18 protein-coding genes and 1 riboswitch are annotated in these 18,054 nt (G+C 69.1%); of the genes, 12 read left to right on the top strand and 6 right to left on the bottom strand.

Features of this window, described 5'->3' with window-relative positions:
- The first annotated feature begins 109 nt into the window (after window positions 1-109).
- Entirely contained in the window at window positions 110-607 is a 498-nt protein-coding gene (locus C3E87_RS11910; protein ID WP_076063163.1) for a histidine phosphatase family protein, read from the top strand.
- 14 nt (window positions 608-621) lie between these two features.
- On the opposite strand, the gene C3E87_RS11905 is transcribed toward C3E87_RS11910, so the two are convergent.
- Window positions 622-1,197, bottom strand: coding sequence for a hypothetical protein (locus C3E87_RS11905; RefSeq protein WP_076063161.1), 576 nt, complete (start codon window positions 1,195-1,197; stop codon window positions 622-624).
- A 153-nt stretch (window positions 1,198-1,350) separates the two neighbouring features.
- Here C3E87_RS11905 and C3E87_RS11900 point away from each other — a divergent pair, with 153 nt between their 5' ends.
- Window positions 1,351-3,141: a glycoside hydrolase family 3 protein gene (locus C3E87_RS11900; RefSeq protein ID WP_076063159.1), complete on the top strand. Its 1,791-nt coding sequence runs from the start codon at window positions 1,351-1,353 to the stop codon at window positions 3,139-3,141.
- Between the two features lie 33 nt (window positions 3,142-3,174).
- Here the strand turns inward: C3E87_RS11900 and C3E87_RS11895 are convergent, their stop codons facing one another.
- The 3 genes from C3E87_RS11895 to C3E87_RS11885 are packed head-to-tail and all read right to left on the bottom strand — an operon-like array spanning window position 3,175 to window position 4,713.
- Window positions 3,175-4,044: a hypothetical protein gene (locus C3E87_RS11895; protein WP_076063158.1), complete on the bottom strand. Its 870-nt coding sequence runs from the start codon at window positions 4,042-4,044 to the stop codon at window positions 3,175-3,177.
- Window positions 4,045-4,069: 25 nt separating this feature from the next.
- A complete protein-coding gene (locus tag C3E87_RS11890; protein ID WP_076063155.1) occupies window positions 4,070-4,345 on the bottom strand; it encodes a DUF2277 domain-containing protein in 276 nt (91 codons plus the stop codon).
- 11 nt (window positions 4,346-4,356) lie between these two features.
- Window positions 4,357-4,713 carry a VOC family protein gene (locus C3E87_RS11885; RefSeq protein ID WP_076063153.1) on the bottom strand — a complete coding sequence of 119 codons (357 nt, stop codon included), beginning with the start codon at window positions 4,711-4,713 and terminating at the stop codon, window positions 4,357-4,359.
- A gap of 167 nt (window positions 4,714-4,880) precedes the next feature.
- Here C3E87_RS11885 and tdh point away from each other — a divergent pair, with 167 nt between their 5' ends.
- The 6 genes from tdh to C3E87_RS11855 all read left to right on the top strand — a co-directional run bounded on the left by tdh (window position 4,881) and on the right by C3E87_RS11855 (window position 10,253).
- Window positions 4,881-5,906, top strand: a complete 1,026-nt coding sequence (gene tdh, locus C3E87_RS11880) for an L-threonine 3-dehydrogenase (protein WP_076063151.1) — start codon at window positions 4,881-4,883, stop codon at window positions 5,904-5,906.
- Between the two features lie 48 nt (window positions 5,907-5,954).
- Window positions 5,955-7,142 (top strand): glycine C-acetyltransferase, encoded by a 1,188-nt coding sequence (locus C3E87_RS11875; protein ID WP_076063148.1) that lies wholly within the window; start codon window positions 5,955-5,957, stop codon window positions 7,140-7,142.
- Window positions 7,143-7,166: 24 nt separating this feature from the next.
- A riboswitch (TPP riboswitch) is annotated at window positions 7,167-7,263 on the top strand.
- A complete protein-coding gene (thiM, locus tag C3E87_RS11870) occupies window positions 7,254-8,054 on the top strand; it encodes a hydroxyethylthiazole kinase (RefSeq protein ID WP_076063146.1) in 801 nt (266 codons plus the stop codon). Its footprint overlaps the riboswitch before it by 10 nt.
- Window positions 8,054-8,731: a thiamine phosphate synthase gene (gene thiE, locus C3E87_RS11865; RefSeq protein WP_076063144.1), complete on the top strand. Its 678-nt coding sequence runs from the start codon at window positions 8,054-8,056 to the stop codon at window positions 8,729-8,731. Before thiM ends, thiE begins: the two co-directional genes overlap by 1 nt.
- Window positions 8,728-9,570, top strand: coding sequence for a bifunctional hydroxymethylpyrimidine kinase/phosphomethylpyrimidine kinase (gene thiD / locus C3E87_RS11860; protein WP_076063142.1), 843 nt, complete (start codon window positions 8,728-8,730; stop codon window positions 9,568-9,570). The genes thiE and thiD overlap by 4 nt, the downstream gene beginning before the upstream one ends.
- Entirely contained in the window at window positions 9,567-10,253 is a 687-nt protein-coding gene (locus C3E87_RS11855) for a TenA family protein (protein ID WP_076063139.1), read from the top strand. Before thiD ends, C3E87_RS11855 begins: the two co-directional genes overlap by 4 nt.
- 199 nt (window positions 10,254-10,452) lie before the next feature.
- Here C3E87_RS11855 and C3E87_RS11850 read toward each other — a convergent pair whose 3' ends face one another.
- Window positions 10,453-11,418 carry a hypothetical protein gene (locus C3E87_RS11850; RefSeq protein ID WP_238974202.1) on the bottom strand — a complete coding sequence of 322 codons (966 nt, stop codon included), beginning with the start codon at window positions 11,416-11,418 and terminating at the stop codon, window positions 10,453-10,455.
- Between the two features lie 236 nt (window positions 11,419-11,654).
- Window positions 11,655-12,527 (bottom strand): PRC-barrel domain-containing protein, encoded by an 873-nt coding sequence (locus C3E87_RS11845; RefSeq protein WP_076063135.1) that lies wholly within the window; start codon window positions 12,525-12,527, stop codon window positions 11,655-11,657.
- Between the two features lie 189 nt (window positions 12,528-12,716).
- On the opposite strand from C3E87_RS11845, the gene C3E87_RS11840 reads away from it, so the two are divergent.
- From C3E87_RS11840 to C3E87_RS11825, 4 genes are all read left to right on the top strand, one after another.
- Window positions 12,717-15,275: a glycogen/starch/alpha-glucan phosphorylase gene (locus tag C3E87_RS11840; protein ID WP_083665631.1), complete on the top strand. Its 2,559-nt coding sequence runs from the start codon at window positions 12,717-12,719 to the stop codon at window positions 15,273-15,275.
- 131 nt (window positions 15,276-15,406) lie between these two features.
- Window positions 15,407-15,949 (top strand): hypothetical protein, encoded by a 543-nt coding sequence (locus tag C3E87_RS11835; protein ID WP_076063132.1) that lies wholly within the window; start codon window positions 15,407-15,409, stop codon window positions 15,947-15,949.
- A 14-nt stretch (window positions 15,950-15,963) separates the two neighbouring features.
- Window positions 15,964-17,178: a hypothetical protein gene (locus C3E87_RS11830; RefSeq protein ID WP_076063129.1), complete on the top strand. Its 1,215-nt coding sequence runs from the start codon at window positions 15,964-15,966 to the stop codon at window positions 17,176-17,178.
- Window positions 17,162-18,004, top strand: a complete 843-nt coding sequence (locus C3E87_RS11825; protein ID WP_143571024.1) for a hypothetical protein — start codon at window positions 17,162-17,164, stop codon at window positions 18,002-18,004. Before C3E87_RS11830 ends, C3E87_RS11825 begins: the two co-directional genes overlap by 17 nt.
- Window positions 18,005-18,054: the final 50 nt, after the last annotated feature.

Here is an 18,054-nt window from a genome sequence, read left to right as displayed (position 1 = left end):
AGCCGGTGAACACCTCCAACCTAGCCACCCGTCCATGCCTGTTCACGCTAACAAATGTCTCTTTTCGCTAACTTTTCCACTATCCCCTCCCCGTGCTTAGGGTGGAGGCATGGCAGTGACGCTGATTCTCGTCCGGCACGCGAAATCCGACTGGCACACGGACGTCCCGGACCGCCGCCGTCCACTATCTGACAGGGGTGTTCGCCAGGCAACGGCCACCGCCCAGTGGCTGGGCGAGACCTTCACCCGGGTGGACCTCGCCCTCGTCTCTGTGGCGACGCGGGCCCAACAGACCTGGGGGATCTTGTCCGCACATCTCCACCCCGCCTCAGGGACAATCGACTCGGAAGACGCCTACACCTTCGACGGGGAGGAACTGGCAGAAGCTGTCTCCGCGCTACCGGGCTCTGCGTCGACGGTCATCCTCGTGGGGCACAACCCCGCGCTGGAGGAATTGATCGGGCTATCCACCGGACATTCCGTCCCCATGCGGACGTCGGCCGTGGCGGTCCTCGAACTCCCCAACTGGGGCGCCGTCGCCGAGGGCAAGGGCACCGTCATCGCCGCCGGGCGACCGGCGGACGACAGCTGGTCTGTGCGCCCGTGATCCAGGGGTGAAGCTCAGCGCAGGAGCGCGAGCAGGTCGTGGCGCGGGCCGGCGTCGTCTGTCCAGTCCGCGATGAGCGTGCCGAGCGCGTCGCCGGGCACGTCGGCCGAGCGTTCGAGCACCCGCACCAGTTCCAGTTCCGCGTCTGACCCCTCGCCGGGCACCACGCCGCTGCCCTGGACGTCCATGACCAGCGGCAGCACGTTGCCGTCGTGGTCGTGCACATCCGCCTGTCCGTCCGCCTCCCGGATGACGCGCTCCAGCTCGCCCATGAACACCGGGTCCGTGGCCGCGTCGTAGCAGTAGCGGGTGCCCAGCACGGAGTGCTCGAGGGTGCCGATGAGGTCTGCGCCGTCCAGCGGGGCTGCCCGCCAGGTGACCGGTACGAAGTAGGCGTGCACCCCGTCTGAGATCACCATGGAATCCAGCCCGACCTCACCGTCGGGATCCACCAGGCGGAAGTTGGCGACGCGTTCGAGCTTGCCCGCGTCGCCGAAGAACCAGTGCTGGCGGGGCAGCCAGTCCTGCAGCAGCTCGATCTTGGTGGGGCGGAGTTCTGCTCCGACGTGGACTTCAGCTGCGCCGCTCATGGTGCCTCCTCGGGTCATTCACAACCTTAGGCGGTCCGTGGGGCAGCCCCAGCGGAGTTCGGGGTGCGGCGCCATCAACCCCTTGTCAGTGACCCTTCCCGGTGGCAGAGTGACGAAGATCGCTCCCTCCGGGGCGATGTGAAAGGAGCAAAGATGCTGACCTTCAACCGCCGACAGATGCTCGGCCTCGGCGTGGGAGCGCTCGCCGCGAGCGCCGTGGCGGGCCGCCTGCCGGCCGCCGCCGACAACGTCACCGGCTACGTCCAGTCCATCGTTTCCCGCATGACCCTCCCGCAGAAGGTGGGCCAGCTCATGGTATCCGAGGTCTACGGGATCGACCCCACCGTCGAACACTCCGGCAACATCACCCGCTTCGGCATCGGCAAGGGTGTCGACGTGGTGCGCGAACTCCACCTCGGTGGCGTCATCTACTTCGCCTGGACCGACAGCTTCACGCGCGGGCCTGAGGGTGTGGCCGCGCTGAGCAACGCGCTGCAGGCCACGGCCCTCGAGACGCGGGTGACCGCCACCAAGGGTCGTCCCCAGGGCAACAAGGTGGCCGTGCCGCTGCTGATCGCCACAGACCAGGAGCAGGGCCTCGTCACCCGCTTCGGCCCGCCGGCAACGCAGTTCCCGGGCGCGATGGCGCTGGGCGCCGGCCGCTCGGCGGACGACGCCCGGGTGGCCGCTGCCATCACCGGCAAGGAGTTGCGCGCCGTCGGCATCAACACGAACTTCGCCCCGGTCGCCGACGTGAACGTCAACCCGGACAACCCCGTGATCGGCGTGCGCTCGTTCAGTTCTGACCCCGCGCTGGTCTCGCAGATGGTGGCCGCGCAGGTGGAGGGGTACCAGCGAGAGGGCGGCGTGTCCGCGTCGGCCAAGCACTTCCCCGGCCACGGCGACACCGCCGTCGACTCCCATTACGGCCTCCCGCTCATCACCCACACGCGTGAGGAATGGGAGCGGCTCGACGCACCGCCGTTCCGTGCGGCGATCGCGGCCGGGATCGACATGATCATGACGGCGCACCTGCTGCTGCCCGCCTTCGACGATTCCGGAGACCCGGCCACGCTGTCCAAGCCCATCCTCACCGGACTGCTGCGCGATGAGCTGGGCTACGACGGCGTGGTCATCACCGATGCGCTCAACATGGAGGGCGTGCGCGAGATGTACGGCGACCCCGAGGTGGCCGTCCGGGCGCTGGAGGCCGGCGTCGACATCCTGCTGATGTCGCCGTCGCCCATCGAGGCGCGCGACGCCGTACTCGACGCGGTGCACTCCGGCCGCATCGACGAGGCGGAGATCGACCGCAAGGTGGAGCGGGTGCTGCGCATGAAGCTCCGTCGCGGCATCATCTCCGCGCCGAAGTGCGACCCCGCCCTCATCAGCAGCGTGGTGGGGATCCCCGAGCACCTGTCCATCGCCGACGCCGTCACGGACCGCACTGTCACCCTGGTGCGCAACGACGGCGTCCTGCCCATGCCGGTCAGCGGCAAGCGGGTGCTGGTCACCGGTTGGGGCGCCGGGACGACGACGAACGTGCAGGCCGCGTTCACTGCTGCCGGCGCGACGGCGACCAGTCTCAACTACAACAGCCCCACCGCCGCCGACATCGCCACGGCGGTGGCAACAGCCGCCGACCGCGACCTGATCGTGGTGCTCACGAACAACGCCGGCCCCACGTCCCCGCTCGCGAGGCTGGTGAACGCGTTGGTGGCAACCGGCAAGCCGGTGGTGGCCGTTGCCGTCCGCAACCCGTACGACGTGGGCAACTACGAAGCCCCAGCGGAGATCTGCACGTACTCCTACGCGCCGGTCATGCCGGGCGCTCTCGTGCGGGTCATCACCGGTGAGGTCAACCCCACCGGCAAGCTCCCCGTCGACATACCTTCGCCGTCGGGCGGCGTGGCCTACGCCTTCGGGCACGGGCTGAGCTACTAGCCACCCCTACCGTTCGAGCCCGCCGGGTCCGGTTCACGACTCCTGATGGTCGGCGAACCACTGGGCCCCGGCGGGCTCGAGCGCTCTGGCGACCTCCACCATCTCGTCGGAGCCCCAGTCGCTGTCGCCGCCGTCGGGCCAGAGTTCCGCGTCGACCTCGCCCAGTTCCCGGCAGACCCGCCGGAACGAATGGCCCTCCCCGGAGGCGAAGATGTCGTCTCCCAGGTCGGTGACGTTGCCCTCGCTGCATTCCCGGACCGCGGTGGGCTCCAGCACGATGCGCAGCCAACCCGCGTGCTCCGGGGTGCGCAGGTCGTAGATGACCTGCTCCGGCTCCGCCAGGACCAGGCGGAGTTCGGGCGCCTCGATGCTGGTGGGCGCGACGAGGGGCAGCGTGGTCGTCCGGAACTTCTCGGCCCGCTGCTGCAGTTGGCTGCGACGGTCCAGGTGGTCGCCCAGGGTGAGGAGCGCCACCCCCACCGCGATCGCCGTCAGCAGGGCGACGGCGCCCACGAGGAGCCGCCGGGGTTTCAGCCCGGAGGCGGTCAACGCCCCCGCCACCGGCGCCAGGACGGCCACCAGCACACCGGCCCCGGCGGGCACGCCGTCGAAGGTCGTGAAGAGCGCGACGCCCGCCGCGGCCACGGCGAGCAGGACCGGCACGAACCACCAGCGCAGCCCCAGCCTCGCGGCCAGGAAGACCACGACGACCACGCCCAGCGCCGCGCCGGCGAGGGCGCCCAGGAACGCGTAGCCGACGTTACAGAGGAACCCGCCGCACGGGACCAGCGCCGCCCCGACGCCGCCCAGCAGGGCAGGGACGAGGATGGACAGGTAGGCCAGTCCCGCGCCCAGCCACAGGAGCGAGCCGGCGCTGTGCTTCGGGGGCTGGGTGCGCGGCATTCCTGCAGAGTAGCTGGGGAGGGGTCTAGCCGGTGGCGGCGAAGCGCTTCGCGGAGCGTGCCTTCGCCTTCACCGCCTCCTCCTGCCGGTTCTTCGGCGGCGCTACGGTCACGAGGTCCTCCAGGAGGTGGCGCGTGATGTGCGCGACCTCCTCGACGGCGTGGTTGAACGCCTCCTCATTGGCCTTGCTCGGCTTCGTGGTGCCCGAGACCTTGCGGACGAACTGCAGCGCGGCGGCGTGCACCTCGTCGTGCGTGGCGGGCGGTTCGAAGTTGTTCAACGGGCGGATGTTGCGGCACATACCCAGATCTCCTACGTGGTGCCCTCGTAGAGGCCGATGGGGTTGCCGTCCGGGTCCTCGAACACGGCGAACCAACTGGTGGGGGTGATCTCGGTCTTCTCCATCACGACCGTGGCGCCGCGGTCCTTCGCGACGCTGAGGGTGTCGTCGATGGAATCCACCTCGACGTAGGAGCGGGGCTGGGTGAAGCCGTCGCCCCGCGGGGCGAGGCCGCCGCCGCTGATCTGGTTGGGGGCGCGCCACATCGGGTAGCCCTCGAAACCGGGGTACTCCTGGATGTCCCACCCGAACAGGGCGGAGTAGAAGTCCTGCGACCGCTTGAGGTCCGAGACCGGGATGTCGATGTGGGTGATGTCGCCGTGGGCCACGGGAGCCTCCTTCACACTCGGTTGCCACCAGCCTAAGCCGGGCCTCGGCCCAGTGCCAGGGGTTTCCGCACCCGCAGAGGCGGAATCGCGGGCGGGCCGGTGAAGGTGGACGCTCGTTGCGGCAGGGCGCCCGCAGGCGGCGCGGGCGGCGTGCCACGATGGTTGACATGTTGGCCCTGGTGAAGACAGCTCCCGGCCCCGGGCTGGAGCTCATGGACATGCCCATCCCCGTCCCCGGCCCCAACGACGTGCTCATCAAGATCCGGCGCACCGGCATCTGCGGGACCGACGTGCACATCGACCGCTGGGACGGCTGGGCCGAGAAGAACGTGAAGTGCCCGCGCATCATCGGGCACGAGTTCTGCGGCGACATCGTGGAGCTGGGCTCGTCGGTGACCAACCTCGAGGTGGGCCAGTTCGTCTCCGGCGAGGGGCACTACGTCTGTGGGCGGTGCCGGGCCTGCCTGGCCGGCAAGCGGCACCTCTGCCGCAACTACAAGGGCATCGGCTACCACGTCGACGGCGTGTTCTGCGAGTACTTCGTGATGCCCGCCCGCAACGTGTGGGTGCATCCCGACGGCATGAATCCGGACGTGGCCGCCATCTTCGACCCGTTCGGCAACGCCGTCCACGCCGCGCTCCAGTTCCCCGCACTGGCGGAGGACGTGTTGGTCACCGGAGCCGGGCCCATCGGCATCATGTCCGCGCTGGTGGCCAAGTTCCAGGGCGCCCGCAACGTGGTGATCACGGACCTGTCCGACGAGCGGCTGGAGCTGGCCCGTTCGCTGGGGCTCACGTCAACCGTGAACACAGGGGTGGAGCGGTTGGAGGACGTCTACGAGCGTTTCGGCATGGTGGAGGGCTTCGACATCGGCCTCGAGATGTCCGGCTCCGGGCCCGCGCTGCGCTCGATGATCGACAACATGACGCACGGTGGGCGGATCGCGCTGCTGGGGTCGCCGACGCAGGAACTCACCGTCGACTTCGCCACCATCATCTTCAACATGCTCACCATCCAGGGCGTGACCGGGCGCGAGATCTTCGAGACCTGGTACGCCATGAACGCGCTGATCCGCTCCGGTCTGGACATCTCCGGCGTGATCACGCACCGGTTCCCGGCCGAGTCTTTCGCTGAAGCCTTTGAGGTCGCCTCAGATGGCCGGTCCGGCAAGGTCATCCTCACGTGGGACTGACCACGCCGCATGGGATCCCCGCCAGTTACTTTTCCGAACAGGAGCACCATGACCTTCCTCGATGACATCAACCAGCAGATCCAGGCCCTCCGCGACGAGGGGCTGTACAAGGAGGAGGCCCCGCTCACGACGGCGCAGGCCGCGCACGTCGGCACGCTCGGCGGCGAGGTCATCAACCTGTGCGCCAACAACTACCTGGGCCTTGCGGACTCCCCCGAGCTGATCGCCGCCGCGAAGGAGGCGCTCGACCGCTGGGGCTTCGGCATGGCCTCGGTGCGGTTCATCTGCGGCACGCAGACGCAGCACCAGGATCTGGAGGCGAAGCTCACCGGCTTCCTCCGGAAGGGCGCCGAGGGCTTCGACACGATCCTCTACTCGTCGTGCTTCGACGCGAACACCGGCCTGTTCGAGACCGTCTTCGGGCCCGAGGACGCCATCATCTCCGACGAGCTCAACCACGCGTCGATCATCGACGGCGTGCGGCTGACGAAGTCGCAGCGCCTGCGGTACCGCAACCGGAGCCTCGACGACCTGCGCGCCCAACTGGAGGCCGCCAAGGGCGCGCGCCACCGGGTGATCGCCACCGACGGCGTCTTCTCGATGGACGGCTACGTGGCGCCCCTCGACGACATCTGCACGCTCGCCGATGAATACGGCGCGCTGGTGATGGTCGACGACTCCCACGCCGTCGGCTTCATCGGCGACACCGGCGCCGGCACGCCGGAACTGTTCGGCGTGACCGAGCGGGTCGACATCCTCACGGGCACGCTGGGCAAGGCTATGGGCGGCGCGTCGGGTGGCTTCACCTGCGCGCGCGGGCCCATCGTCGAGTTGCTGCGCCAGAAGTCGCGGCCGTACCTGTTCAGCAACTCGCTCGCCCCCGCCATCACGGCCTCGGCGATCGCGGTGATCGACCTCATCGCCTCCCGGCCCGAGTTGCTCGACCGGCTCCGCGAGAACACGGCCTACTTCCGCCGCCGGATCGTCGAGGAGGGCTTCGAGGTGCCCGAGTCTGACCACCCCATCGTCCCCGTGATGATCGGCGACGCGGCGCTGGCCGCCCAGATGGCCGACGAGATCCTCGCCCGGGGCGTCTACGTGCGCGCGTTCTCGTTCCCCGTGGTGCCCCGCGGCAAGGCGCGGATCCGCACCCAGTTGTCCGCCGCCCTGACCCGGGAGGACATGGACGCGGCGGTGGCGGCGTTCGTCGCCGCCCGGGACGCCGTGGCCCGCTGACCGTCAGGCGACACTGGTAGGGTCGGGGCGAAGCCGGGGTGCCCCGCAGGAGGGGCTGAGAACACACCCGTAGTCACCTGATCTAGGTCGTTCTAGCGAAGGGAGCAATCCATGACCGGTATTGCCGACGTCCTCAGCGCCGTCCGCGCCACCACCCCGTTGGTGCACTGCATGACCAACACCGTGGTGCCCGAGATCACCGCCAACGTGCTGCTCGCCGTCGGCGCGGCACCCGCCATGATCGACCTGCCCGAGGAGGCGGAGATCTTCGCCGGCCTCGCGTCGGCGCTGCTGATCAACGTCGGCAACGGCTCGGCGGAGCAGCACGCCGGCATGCGCCTCGCCGCCCCCGCCGCCGCAGCCGCGGGAAAGCCGTGGGTGCTGGACCCGGTCGCCGTCGGCGGCCTGCCGGTGCGCACCCAACTGGCCCGCGACCTCCTCGCCCACCGGCCCGCCGCCATCCGCGCCAACGCCTCCGAGGTCCTCGGCCTGGCCGGCACGTCGGCCGGTGGCCGCGGCGTGGACGCCACCGACGAGGTGGAGGCCGCCGTCGGCACCGCCCGCGAACTCAACGCCACCACCGGCGCCGTCGTCGCCATCTCCGGCCCGGTCGACGTGATCGTGTCGGCCGGCCGGATCACCCGGGTCACGGGCGGCGACGCCCTCATGCCGCTGGTGATCGGCACCGGCTGCGCGCTGGGCGCCACCGTCGCGGCCTGCCTCGCCGTCGCCGAGAGCGAAGCGGACCGGCACGACGCCGTGGTCGCCGCACACGCCATCTTCGGGGCGGCCGGAATCGCCGCTGCCCGGGGGGCTTCGGCCCCCGGCACCTTCCGCACCCTCTGGCTCGACGCGTTGCACGCGCTGACGCCGGCAGATGTGGAAGGACTCGTCACAGTCGAGGAGGACTGATGCAGGCCCACAAGAAACTGGCCAAACAGGTGGACTGGCGGCTCTACGTCGTCACGGACACGGAGCTCGCGGGCGGCCCGGACAGGGTGCCGCGAATCATCGAGCAGGCGGTGCTGGGCGGCGCCGGAGTCGTCCAGGTGCGCGACAAGCACATGTCGGAGGTCGAGTTCCTCCACCTCACGCAGGCCTGCGTCGACGCCACCCAGCGCGTGTTCGACGCCACGGGCCACCGCGCCGCCATCTTCGTCAACGACCGCCTCGACATCGCCGCGGACCTCGGCCTCCACTTCCACATGGGGCAGAGCGACGGCGACATCGCGGAGGCCCGACGGCGGCTCGGGCAGGACCTGATGATCGGCCTGTCCATCTCCAACAGCGAGCAACTGCGCACCGAACTGCGCCACCAGACCGCCGACGTGTTGGGCCTGTCGCCCATCTGGAACACCAGCACCAAGACCGACACCGAACCGCCGCTGGAGCTGCAGGGCGCCGAACAGATCGTGCGCGAGACGGCCGGCCGTGCGAAGACCGTCGCCATCGGCGGCATCAACCAGGTCAACGCCCGCTGGGTGATCGACACGGGGGTGGATGGCATCTGCGTCGTGTCCGCCATCATGACCGCCCCGGACCCGCTGGCCGCAGCCAAGGAACTCATGTCGCTCTGGAGGACCCGATGACCACACCCAGGATCGCGCTCAGCATCGCCGGCTCGGACCCCAGCGGCGGCGCCGGCATCCAGGCCGACCTCAAGACCTTCCACGCGCTGGGCGTCTACGGCACCGCCGCGCTGGCCGGCCTGACCGCCCAGAACACGCAGGGCGTGCGCGAGGGCCGCGCCGTCGACCCCGCCTTCGTGCGCAGCCAGATCGAGGCGGTGCTCGACGACCTCCCTGTCGCCGCCACCAAGCTCGGCATGCTCTCGAACGCCGAGGTCGCGGGCGTCGTCGCGGACCTGCTCGAGGAGCGGCGCGCCGAGTTCGGCGTCGTGGTCCTCGACCCCGTCATGGTCGCCACCTCCGGCGACACACTCCTCCAGGACGACGCCGTCGCCGTCGTCCGCGAGCGGCTCATGCGTCTGGCGGACGTGGTCACGCCCAACGTGCCGGAGGCCGCGGTGCTCCTGGGCATCTCCCCGGCCACGGACAGCGACGGCGTCATCGCGCAGGCCAAGGCGCTCGTCGAGGCCGGCGCGAGGGCCGCGCTGGTCAAGGGCGGCCACCTGTCCGACGACGAGGTCACCGACGCGTTCGCCACCTCCGACGGCGTGGCCATCCTCAGCGGCCCCCGGATCAGGTCGCGGCACACGCACGGCACCGGCTGCACGCTGTCGTCGGCGATCGCCGCCCACGCGGCGCGCAACGGCGACACTCCGCGCACCGGCGTGCGGCTGCCCAGCATCGAACAGGCCCGCGACTACCTCATGCGCGCCATCGCGTCCGGCGCCGGCTGGACGCTCTCCCGAACGCCAGACCTGGGCCACGGACCCGTGGACCACTTCGTAGAAAGCACGCGATGACCATCACCTGGAACACCGGCGAATTCAGCGACAGGGCCTGGGAGGCCACGGCGGAGATCCGCCGCCGCATCGACGACCTCCCCCTGCTGACCGAACTCGCGGACGGCACCCTCGACGTCAACCGCTTCGTGGAATACCTCGTGCAGGACGACTTCTACCTGCGCGGCTACACCCGCGCCCTCGCGATGCTCGCCACCCGCGCTCCCTCCCCGGAGGCCGCAGGCTTCTGGGCGACGAGCGCCGGTGGCGCCGTCGCCGCTGAGGTGGAGATGCACGCCGGGCTGTTCAGCGACCCGGCGCTGGCCGGCGCGCCCCGCCCCACCGTCGCGTCCCCCACCACCCGCGCCTACGTCAACATGCTGCAGACCATGACGGCCTACGAACGCTACGAGGTGGGAGTCGCCGCGGTGCTCCCGTGCTTCTGGGTCTACGCCGACGTCGGCGCCCGGCTCGCCGAGACCGCCTCGGCCGTGCGGGACCACCCCTTCGGCCACTGGGCGGCCTCCTACGCGGACCCCGCCTTCCAGGACGCCACCCGACGCGCGATCGAACTGCTGGACGAGGCGGCTACGTCGGCGGACGAGACGACGCGCGGGCAGATGCTCACCGCCTTCGTCGACGCCACCTATTACGAGGAGCAGTTCTGGGCGAAGTCCTACGCCCAGGAGACCTGGACGATCTGACCGGCGCTGGGAAAGCCGTCTCACATCTCCCACTACGGCAGGGGCGGGGCACGTAGTGCCAGATCTCACACCCCAGTCGGTACCAGAACCCACACTGCGACGAAGGCCCGAGCCGTCTTGCGACTCTCGCCACCGTCGTGACGCAACTCGCTCCCGCACCCTCAGAGGGCGCGGGAGCGAACTGATTGCGGGCGGGTGGTCAGCAGCCGCCGAAGCTCACGTCCTCGGTGTACTTCTGGGCCGAGATCTCGACGATCACGTCGGTGCCCTTCATCGGGGTCAGCGGGGCGTAGCGCGCATCGCCGCCCGGGTAGGGCTCGCCCTCGACGCGGAACTGCAGCTCGCGGTCGCCGAGCCTGACGGAGCCGAAGTACTGCAGCTCGCCATGGTTCTGCTTGCGCACCTGCTTGAAGTCCGCGCCGTAGATGGCCTGGATCTGCGCCACGGTCATGCCGACCTCGGCGCCGTCCTCGGTCTGGATGCCGGGCTCACGCACGGCCACGTCGGCCAGGTCCACCACAGAGATGCCGCGGTCCACCAGCTCGGGCCCGTTGCGGTAGGCGTCGCAGTCCTCGACCGGCGACGGGACGATGTAGCCCAGCCGCAGGTAGTTCAGCTGCGCGTTGTTGTAGGCCGCCTGGGTGTAGGGGGCGTAGGTCAACGGGCCGAGGCCGTCGAAGGTCAGCTTGCTCTGGTCGAGCACGTGCGCCGGGATGCTGGTGACAGGGGCGACCGAGCCACCCGAGAAGCGCACCAGGTTGTTGAAGACGAAGCCCGTCTTCCGCACGTAGGAGTTGCCCTCCTTGGCGATGAAGTTGGTCTCGATGTACGAGCGGCAGCCGCCACGGCCGGTGGCCGGCGTGTCACATTCGGTGCGCCACCTGTGACCGGCGCTGGTGAAGGTGCCGTTGGCCGCGAGCGGGTTGCCGGCCCAACTGGAGCGCGGCGACGGCAGGTAGGAGAGGTTGTTGAAGTGCCAGTCGGTGTCCTGGACGAATCTGCCGTTCTTGTACACGACCTGCGTCGACCAGATCTTGGTCTCGCACCGCACGACGTTGGACGAGTACATCTCGCACTCGGTGTCCCAGAGCCTGCCGCTCTGGATGTGGCCGCCGGGCGTCGAGTAGACGTCGGTGGTGTCGGCGGCGTTGGAGGGCTGGGTCACCAACCCTGAGATAGCCAGTCCCGCTGCTGCGGTGGCGATGGCGGTTCTGCGGAGAAGCGACATTGCTGTTCCTAACTGTGCCTGGGGCGGAGCCCCGTGGATGAAGTCATCCTCGTTCTTCGGGGAGTCGATGTGAATACGTCGCGGGACTCAATGTGGTTGCCGTCGGCCGAGACCCTTTTCAGGCACGGAAACGGCCGGCCCGTGATAGGGCCGGCCGTTTCGGGTCAGGTCACTCAGTGGGGGCGCGGGTTGCCCGGGTCAGGCGCGTCGAAGATGTTGTCGATCGGCCGCTGCCCACGGGTGCGTTCACCCAACGGGCCGTCGGCGGCGTCGGGGTAACCGGAGACGTCGTCCCTGGGGTACGCCTCGTCGTCCACCAGTTCACCGTCCGGGCCGACGTCCCGCAGGCGATCGTCACGGAGGCGCTCGTCGTCGACGTAGCTTTCGCCGCCCAGGTCGGCCTGGTCGTCCACGAAGGACGGGTCGTTGCGGTAGGCGGGGTCACCGACGAGGTCGTCCTGCTGGCTGCGTACATTGTCGTTGCCCATACCGGGCGAGCCGAGGCTGCCGCTCTCGACGACACGCTCGTTGCCGACGCCGGGCGAGCCGAGGCTGCCGGTGTGGAGGTCGGCGTTGTCGCCACGGGTGTGGTCCGGGCCGTCCAGCACTTCGCCGACGGGGCCGCGTCCGTCGCGGTCGCGGTCCAGCAGGGGTCCATCCGAGCGCTCCTCGCCGGACAGATCATGGTCGCGGTCCCAGCGGCGCGTGCGGAGGCCCTCTTCCTCGATGACGCTGCTGTCCACCTGGTAGTAGCGGTACAGGTCGTCCTCCTGGGACCGGGTGATGTGCCCGTCCTCGTCCACGTTCGGAGCGTCCTTGACGGTGTCCTTGTCGTGCGCCAGCGTCAGGCGGTCGCCCTCGAGCGAGGATCCCGCGAGCGGCGCGAAACTGGTGCGCAGGCCGAAGAGGCCGGTGTTGACCGTGACCCACATGGGCTGGCTGGTCTGGTCGTCGAGGTAGACGCCGCTGACGCCGCCGATCTTCTCGCCGCTTCGGTCGTAGGCCGTGGCCTCGAGCAGTTGGTCGATGTTCTCGTCGTGGTGCATGGTGTGCTCCCTTCGTTCCCGGCCAGAATCTGACCGATCCGTGTAACCGGGGGTACGTTCCAGCCTCTCTCAGAAAAGGGGCGGGAAAAACACCCTGAGGGAGGTGATTGGGACGCCCGGTACCGGGTATCTGAGCGCGCGGGACACGCCCGATGTGAGAAATGTGCACGTTCAAACTACTGTGGTGCCATGCCTGAGTTTGCGCAGCACAACGGGGGCCCCATGCGGGCCGATGAATCCCCCAACACCGACGTTCGCCGCGTCGGGCCCACATCGACGCCGACGCACCCTCTCGCCACCGCTCCGGTTGGCGCGCCGACCTATTCGGTCGACGGTTTCGTGCGCGAGTTCCTCCACGAACTCAACACGAACCAGGGCGTCACGCTCTCGCGTTCGACGGTCAATGACCAGTACCTCGCTCTCGCCAGCACCGTGAAGAACTACCTCATGGCGCGTTGGCTCGAGACCAACCGCAAGACGCACGACGCCAAGGTCAAGACCATCGGTTACCTGTCCGCCGAGTACCTGCTGGGCAGCCAGCTCAACAACGCGCTGCTCGCCTCGGACCTGCACGACATCGCCCTGGAGGGCCTGGCCCAGTGCGGCCTGGACCTGCCCACGCTGCGCGCGCAGGAGATCGAGCCTGGGCTGGGCAACGGTGGCCTCGGCCGCCTCGCCGCCTGCTTCATCGACTCCCTCGCCACCATGAACGTGCCCTGCGTCGGTTACGGCATCCGCTACGAGTACGGCATCTTCCGCCAGACCTTCGTCGACGGCCGCCAGGTGGAGCAGCCCGACACCTGGCTCGCGCTGGGCGCGCCGTGGGAGTTCCCGCACCCCGAGGCCTCCGTCGTGGTCAACTTCGGTGGCCACACCGAGCGCTACACGGACGGCGGCGGCGAGGAGCGGTGCCGCTGGGTGCCGGCCTGGAACGTGCTCGCCGTGCCGTACAACTACATGGTGCCCGGCTACCTCAACGGCCGCGTCAACACGCTGCGCCTGTGGAGCGCGTCGGCCACCAAGGCGTTCGACCTGCAGATCTTCAACTCCGGCGACTACGCCCAGGCCGTCCGCGCCCAGACCTTCGCGGAGAACATCTCGAAGGTCCTCTACCCCGAGGATTCGACGCCCCAGGGCAAGGAACTGCGCCTCCAGCAGCAGTACTTCTTCGTCGCCGCCTCGCTGCGCGACTTCCTGGACGGCCTCGAAGAAGACTTCGACCTGCACAACCTGCCTGAGCGGATCATCTTCCAGCTCAACGACACGCACCCCGTCATCGCGGTGCCCGAACTCCTGCGCATCCTCATCGACGAAGAGGGCTTCGAATGGGACGAGGCATGGGAGATCGCCGGCAAGTGCTTCGCGTACACGTGTCACACCCTGCTGCCTGAGGCGCTCGAGGTGTGGTCCACCGAGCTGCTCGGCCGCCTGCTGCCCCGCCACCTGGAGATCATCTACCAGATCAACGAGAACCTCATGGGCGAGGTGCGCGCCGCCTTCCCGGGCGACGAGATCCGCGCCCGCCGCATGTCGCTGATCGTCGAGGGGGAGGAGCGCGGGGTCCGCATGGCGCACCTGGCCGCCGTCGCCGCCACCAAGATCAACGGCGTGGCCGCGCTCCACTCGCAGCTGCTGCGCGACAAGGTGCTCAAGGACTTCGCAGACCTGTGGCCGGACAAGTTCACCAACGTCACCAACGGCGTGACGCCCCGTCGCTTCGTGCGGATGGCCAACTACAAGTTCGCCGAGCTGCTCAACGACACCCTGGGCAGCGGCTGGGTCACTGACCTCGAACGGCTCCGCGAGCTGGAGCCCTACGCCGAGGACGAGGACTTCAAGGCCCGCTTCCGTGAGATCAAGGAGTGGAACAAGGGCCGCCTCACGCGCCTACTGAAGGTGCGCGACGGCATCGACCTGCCCGACGGTCACATGCTCGACGTCATGGTGAAGCGCCTGCACGAGTACAAGCGCCAGTCGCTCAAGGTCCTGCACATCGTGTCGCTGTACGAGCAGGTCATCAGCGGCAAGATCACCGCCGCGGAACTGACCCCGCGCACCGTCCTGTTCGGCGCCAAGGCAGCCCCCGGCTACCGCATGGCCAAGGACACCATCCACCTGATCAACAAGGTGGCAGAGGTCGTCAACAACGACGCGCGCCTGGAGGGTCGTCTGAAGGTCGCCTTCCCGGCGAACTACAACGTCACCCTCGCGGAGAAGCTCATCCCGGCGGCAGACCTCTCGGAGCAGATCTCGCTCGCCGGCATGGAGGCCTCGGGCACCGGCAACATGAAGTTCGCGCTCAACGGCGCCCTCACCATCGGCACGGACGACGGCGCCAACGTCGAGATCCGCCAACTGGTCGGCGACGAGCACTTCTTCCTGTTCGGCATGTCCGAACCGGAGGTGGCGGACCTGGGTGCCAAGGGCTACAACCCCACGGAGTACTACGAGGCCAACACCAACCTGCGCGACGCCCTGAACCTGATCCTCTCGGGTCACTTCTCCGGCGGCAACGGGCACATCTTCGACTCCGTGGTGCTGAACCTCATCAACCAGGACCGCTTCATGGCGCTGGCAGACTTCCAGAGCTACGTGGACGCGCAGGCCCGCGTCGAGGAGCGTTACGCGCACCAGGAGGCCTGGACCCGCTCCGCCATCCTGAACGTGGCGCGCACCGGCTTCTTCAGCTCGGACCGCTCGATGCGCGACTACCTGCAGCGCATCTGGCACACCACCCCGATGATCTGATCCCGCACTCGGAAGCGGCCGGTACCCCCCACGGGGTGCCGGCCGCTTCGTCGTCGGTGTCCACCTGGGCGCGGGCCTGCTCCGATGACCCCGTGCGACCGTAGGCTGCACAGGCAGATTGGGGAGGTAGCGTGCAGGAAACCGTCATCACGGATGAGTCCGGGGCCATCGAGATCACCGTGGAGGGGCTGGAGGTGGTCTCCCTCCGCATCAGCGCCTCATGGAGAGACCGGTTCAATCCCCGAGAGTTGGCCGAGACGATCTCGGCTCTCATCCGCCGGGCGCTGCCGCCCCTCGAGGCAGCCGCACCGTCGACCCTGCCGGAGGTGCACCTCCCCCTCTCGTCCATCCCCTCCTATCTCGCTGAGATGCGCGCGGGCCGGGCGGCCATGCGTCGCTACCTCGCCCGGCTCCGCGCCGGTGAGGTGGACCGTCGTCGCGAAGAGGTACTGGGCACCCCGCACGACAGGGTGGAGGTCTTCCTGACCGCCGGCCGCTTCCACGGTCTCCAGATCAACCCCGAGTGGGCAGCGAAGGCCAGCCTGCAGGCGCTCGCCGACGAGATCCTGGAGGTCCTGCCGAAGCCGCTGGTGCAGCCCGCTGCCGAGGACGCCGACATCGCCGACGCCCATTCCCACTACGCGGCAGCGCGCCGCTACCTCGTCGAGAAATAGGACGGAGACATCCCATGAGCCCCCAGGCAACGCTGGATCTGATCACCCAGATGACCGAGGACCTGCAGGACGCCTACGAACTGCAGGCCGAACTCGTCCTCGCCGAGATGGAGGCGTCCAGGGCGCTCGTCGGCGAGTTCAAGGAGTACCGCTGCGAGAGCTGGCCGTTCTGCCCCTCCGGTGGCTACTACAGCGAAACCCGCCCGTCGGGCTGGAACCTGTTCTGGCACACCATCCGTACCAGTGACCACGAGCGCCAGGGCGAGGCGATGGAAGCGCTGGCCGAGGCCGAGTCCGGCTACGACACCACCTGCACAGCGCAGACGAGCCGCAAGGACAAGCTGGTCAGCATCCCCACGGACGTGGGCGGCTTCCTCCTCGACTGGTTCAGCATCGACGCCTCGTTCGAGGGCGTCTACTACCCGGCCAACACCAACGAGATCCCCTCCAACGGCGAGCCGTGGGTGAGCGGGAACGCCGCGGGCTACGACGCGTCCATCGGCAGCCAGCGCACCGCCGCGGAGACCACGCGCGGTGTCGCCGGCGGGCTGGTGTCCAACACCACGACGTATCTCGGCAACGTCACGGACTCGATCGCCAACCTGACGAACCTTGCCCAGCAGCAGGAGCAGCTCTACCTCGACGCCATCAAGATCGCGATCATGGAGCCGACGATCGGTAGCTTCATCGGCGCGGTGGAGGATTTCGCACAGCTCGTCATGGACCAGCGACAGCTCTTCTACGACCGCGTGCAGGAGCAGGGCAGGCAGTTGTCGGCGGCCATCTCCTCCGTCGTCCAGGTGGGGCTCCTGGAGAACGACCTGACGGGCATCGGGCCGGGCGGCACCTGGCCGTCGCCCCGCAACGTGTCGCGCGACCTGGACCAGCCGGGCTCCACCGGCAACGACGAGGTGCGCACCAACGCCGAGTGGTTCCAGTCGCAGGTCGCCTACTGGGACGACCTGGCCACCCAGATGTCGACGCTGCACAGCACCGCTTCCGGCGCGTCGCGGCTGCCGGTCATCATGATCGACATGCCCCACTTCTCGGCCGCCGAGTCGTCGTCGCTCAACGGGCTGGCAGACAGCATCACCACTGCCATCGACGGAGGCCGCGCCGCCGCTGAATCCATGCGCGATTCGCTGCGACAGACCGCGCGCAACTACCTGGACAACGAAGCCTCCTCCACCTCCCAGGCAGATTCCCTCTTCAATGAGTACTTCGGCTAGGCGGGCAGCGGCCTGGGCCGCAGTCGGCGTGTTGGCCCTCGCGGGCTGCACCCCCGCCGCCGACGAGCGTGCGGAGTCCACAGAACGGCTGCGGGAGTACATCGGCGCCACCGCGAGGCCCGCCGGGTTCACGGTGACCGATGAGTGGCGCCTCGAGGTCGTCGGCGGGCAGCCGCCCGAGACGCAGAAGCTCTACCCCACTGAGGGATCCAGCCTCGCGGATCCCGCCGCGCCCATCACGGTGCCGAGGGACGACTTCCCCCTGGACGACAGCATCGAGCTGGCCGAGGCGCAGATCGACGCGTGCGACGGTGCTTCCCGCGTCGCGGTGCGGGCCCTGTCACCGGGCATCGCGGTGGCCGAAGCCCAGTGCGACGGGCAGGGCAGCGTCTTCCTCGACGGCGAGCAGTTGGAGCCGATCACCGAACCCATCTCCGGAGCCGCTCTCACCCAGGTCTGGTCCGAGATCGAGCGCGCGGGCCTCACCGACGAAGTCCTGTCCGTCGAGATCGACGCGGAGGAAGGCTCGGCCGTCGTCTCCGTGCGCGGTGTCGACACAGCCAGGATCTACCAGTGGAGTCGCGGCCTGGACGCGGCGAGCACCAGCGTCGCGTCCCATCCGCTGCCCTCTGACGGCCCAGTGCCGGAGCCGGCACCGCTCCCGCCTGCAGGGGATCTGGCCTCCGCCGTCGACGGACTCCTCGGCTCCCTGCCTGATCCCAGCCTCGCCACCCGCCTGGCAGTGCAGCGGGACGGCGGCGTGACGACGGCCATCCTGGAGTCCGCCGACTACACCCAATTGTCATCAGCAACCTTCAACGGATGAGTTGACGGCACAGCCAAGCGGCCGGCACCCCAGGGGTGCCGGCCGCTTCG

The organism is Tessaracoccus sp. ZS01 (assembly GCF_022342445.1).
Lineage (GTDB): Bacteria > Actinomycetota > Actinomycetes > Propionibacteriales > Propionibacteriaceae > Arachnia.
The sequence above is the reverse complement of the archived record's forward strand: the minus strand, read 5'-3'. Positions and strand labels throughout refer to the sequence as shown.

Excerpts from the sequence above, each read along its gene's own strand:
- C3E87_RS11825 (WP_143571024.1), top strand. The coding sequence starts at position 17,162 with ATGAGTACTTCGGCTAGGCGGGCAGCGGCCTGGGCCGCAGTCGGCGTG.
- C3E87_RS11845 (WP_076063135.1), bottom strand. The coding sequence starts at position 12,527 with ATGCACCACGACGAGAACATCGACCAACTGCTCGAGGCCACGGCCTAC.
- C3E87_RS11910 (WP_076063163.1), top strand. The coding sequence starts at position 110 with ATGGCAGTGACGCTGATTCTCGTCCGGCACGCGAAATCCGACTGGCAC.
- C3E87_RS11855 (WP_076063139.1), top strand. The coding sequence starts at position 9,567 with ATGACCATCACCTGGAACACCGGCGAATTCAGCGACAGGGCCTGGGAG.
- thiE (WP_076063144.1), top strand. The coding sequence starts at position 8,054 with ATGCAGGCCCACAAGAAACTGGCCAAACAGGTGGACTGGCGGCTCTAC.
- tdh (WP_076063151.1), top strand. The coding sequence starts at position 4,881 with ATGTTGGCCCTGGTGAAGACAGCTCCCGGCCCCGGGCTGGAGCTCATG.
- C3E87_RS11890 (WP_076063155.1), bottom strand. The coding sequence starts at position 4,345 with ATGTGCCGCAACATCCGCCCGTTGAACAACTTCGAACCGCCCGCCACG.
- thiD (WP_076063142.1), top strand. The coding sequence starts at position 8,728 with ATGACCACACCCAGGATCGCGCTCAGCATCGCCGGCTCGGACCCCAGC.
- C3E87_RS11875 (WP_076063148.1), top strand. The coding sequence starts at position 5,955 with ATGACCTTCCTCGATGACATCAACCAGCAGATCCAGGCCCTCCGCGAC.
- C3E87_RS11840 (WP_083665631.1), top strand. The coding sequence starts at position 12,717 with ATGCCTGAGTTTGCGCAGCACAACGGGGGCCCCATGCGGGCCGATGAA.
- C3E87_RS11895 (WP_076063158.1), bottom strand. The coding sequence starts at position 4,044 with ATGCCGCGCACCCAGCCCCCGAAGCACAGCGCCGGCTCGCTCCTGTGG.
- C3E87_RS11900 (WP_076063159.1), top strand. The coding sequence starts at position 1,351 with ATGCTGACCTTCAACCGCCGACAGATGCTCGGCCTCGGCGTGGGAGCG.
- C3E87_RS11830 (WP_076063129.1), top strand. The coding sequence starts at position 15,964 with ATGAGCCCCCAGGCAACGCTGGATCTGATCACCCAGATGACCGAGGAC.
- thiM (WP_076063146.1), top strand. The coding sequence starts at position 7,254 with ATGACCGGTATTGCCGACGTCCTCAGCGCCGTCCGCGCCACCACCCCG.
- C3E87_RS11905 (WP_076063161.1), bottom strand. The coding sequence starts at position 1,197 with ATGAGCGGCGCAGCTGAAGTCCACGTCGGAGCAGAACTCCGCCCCACC.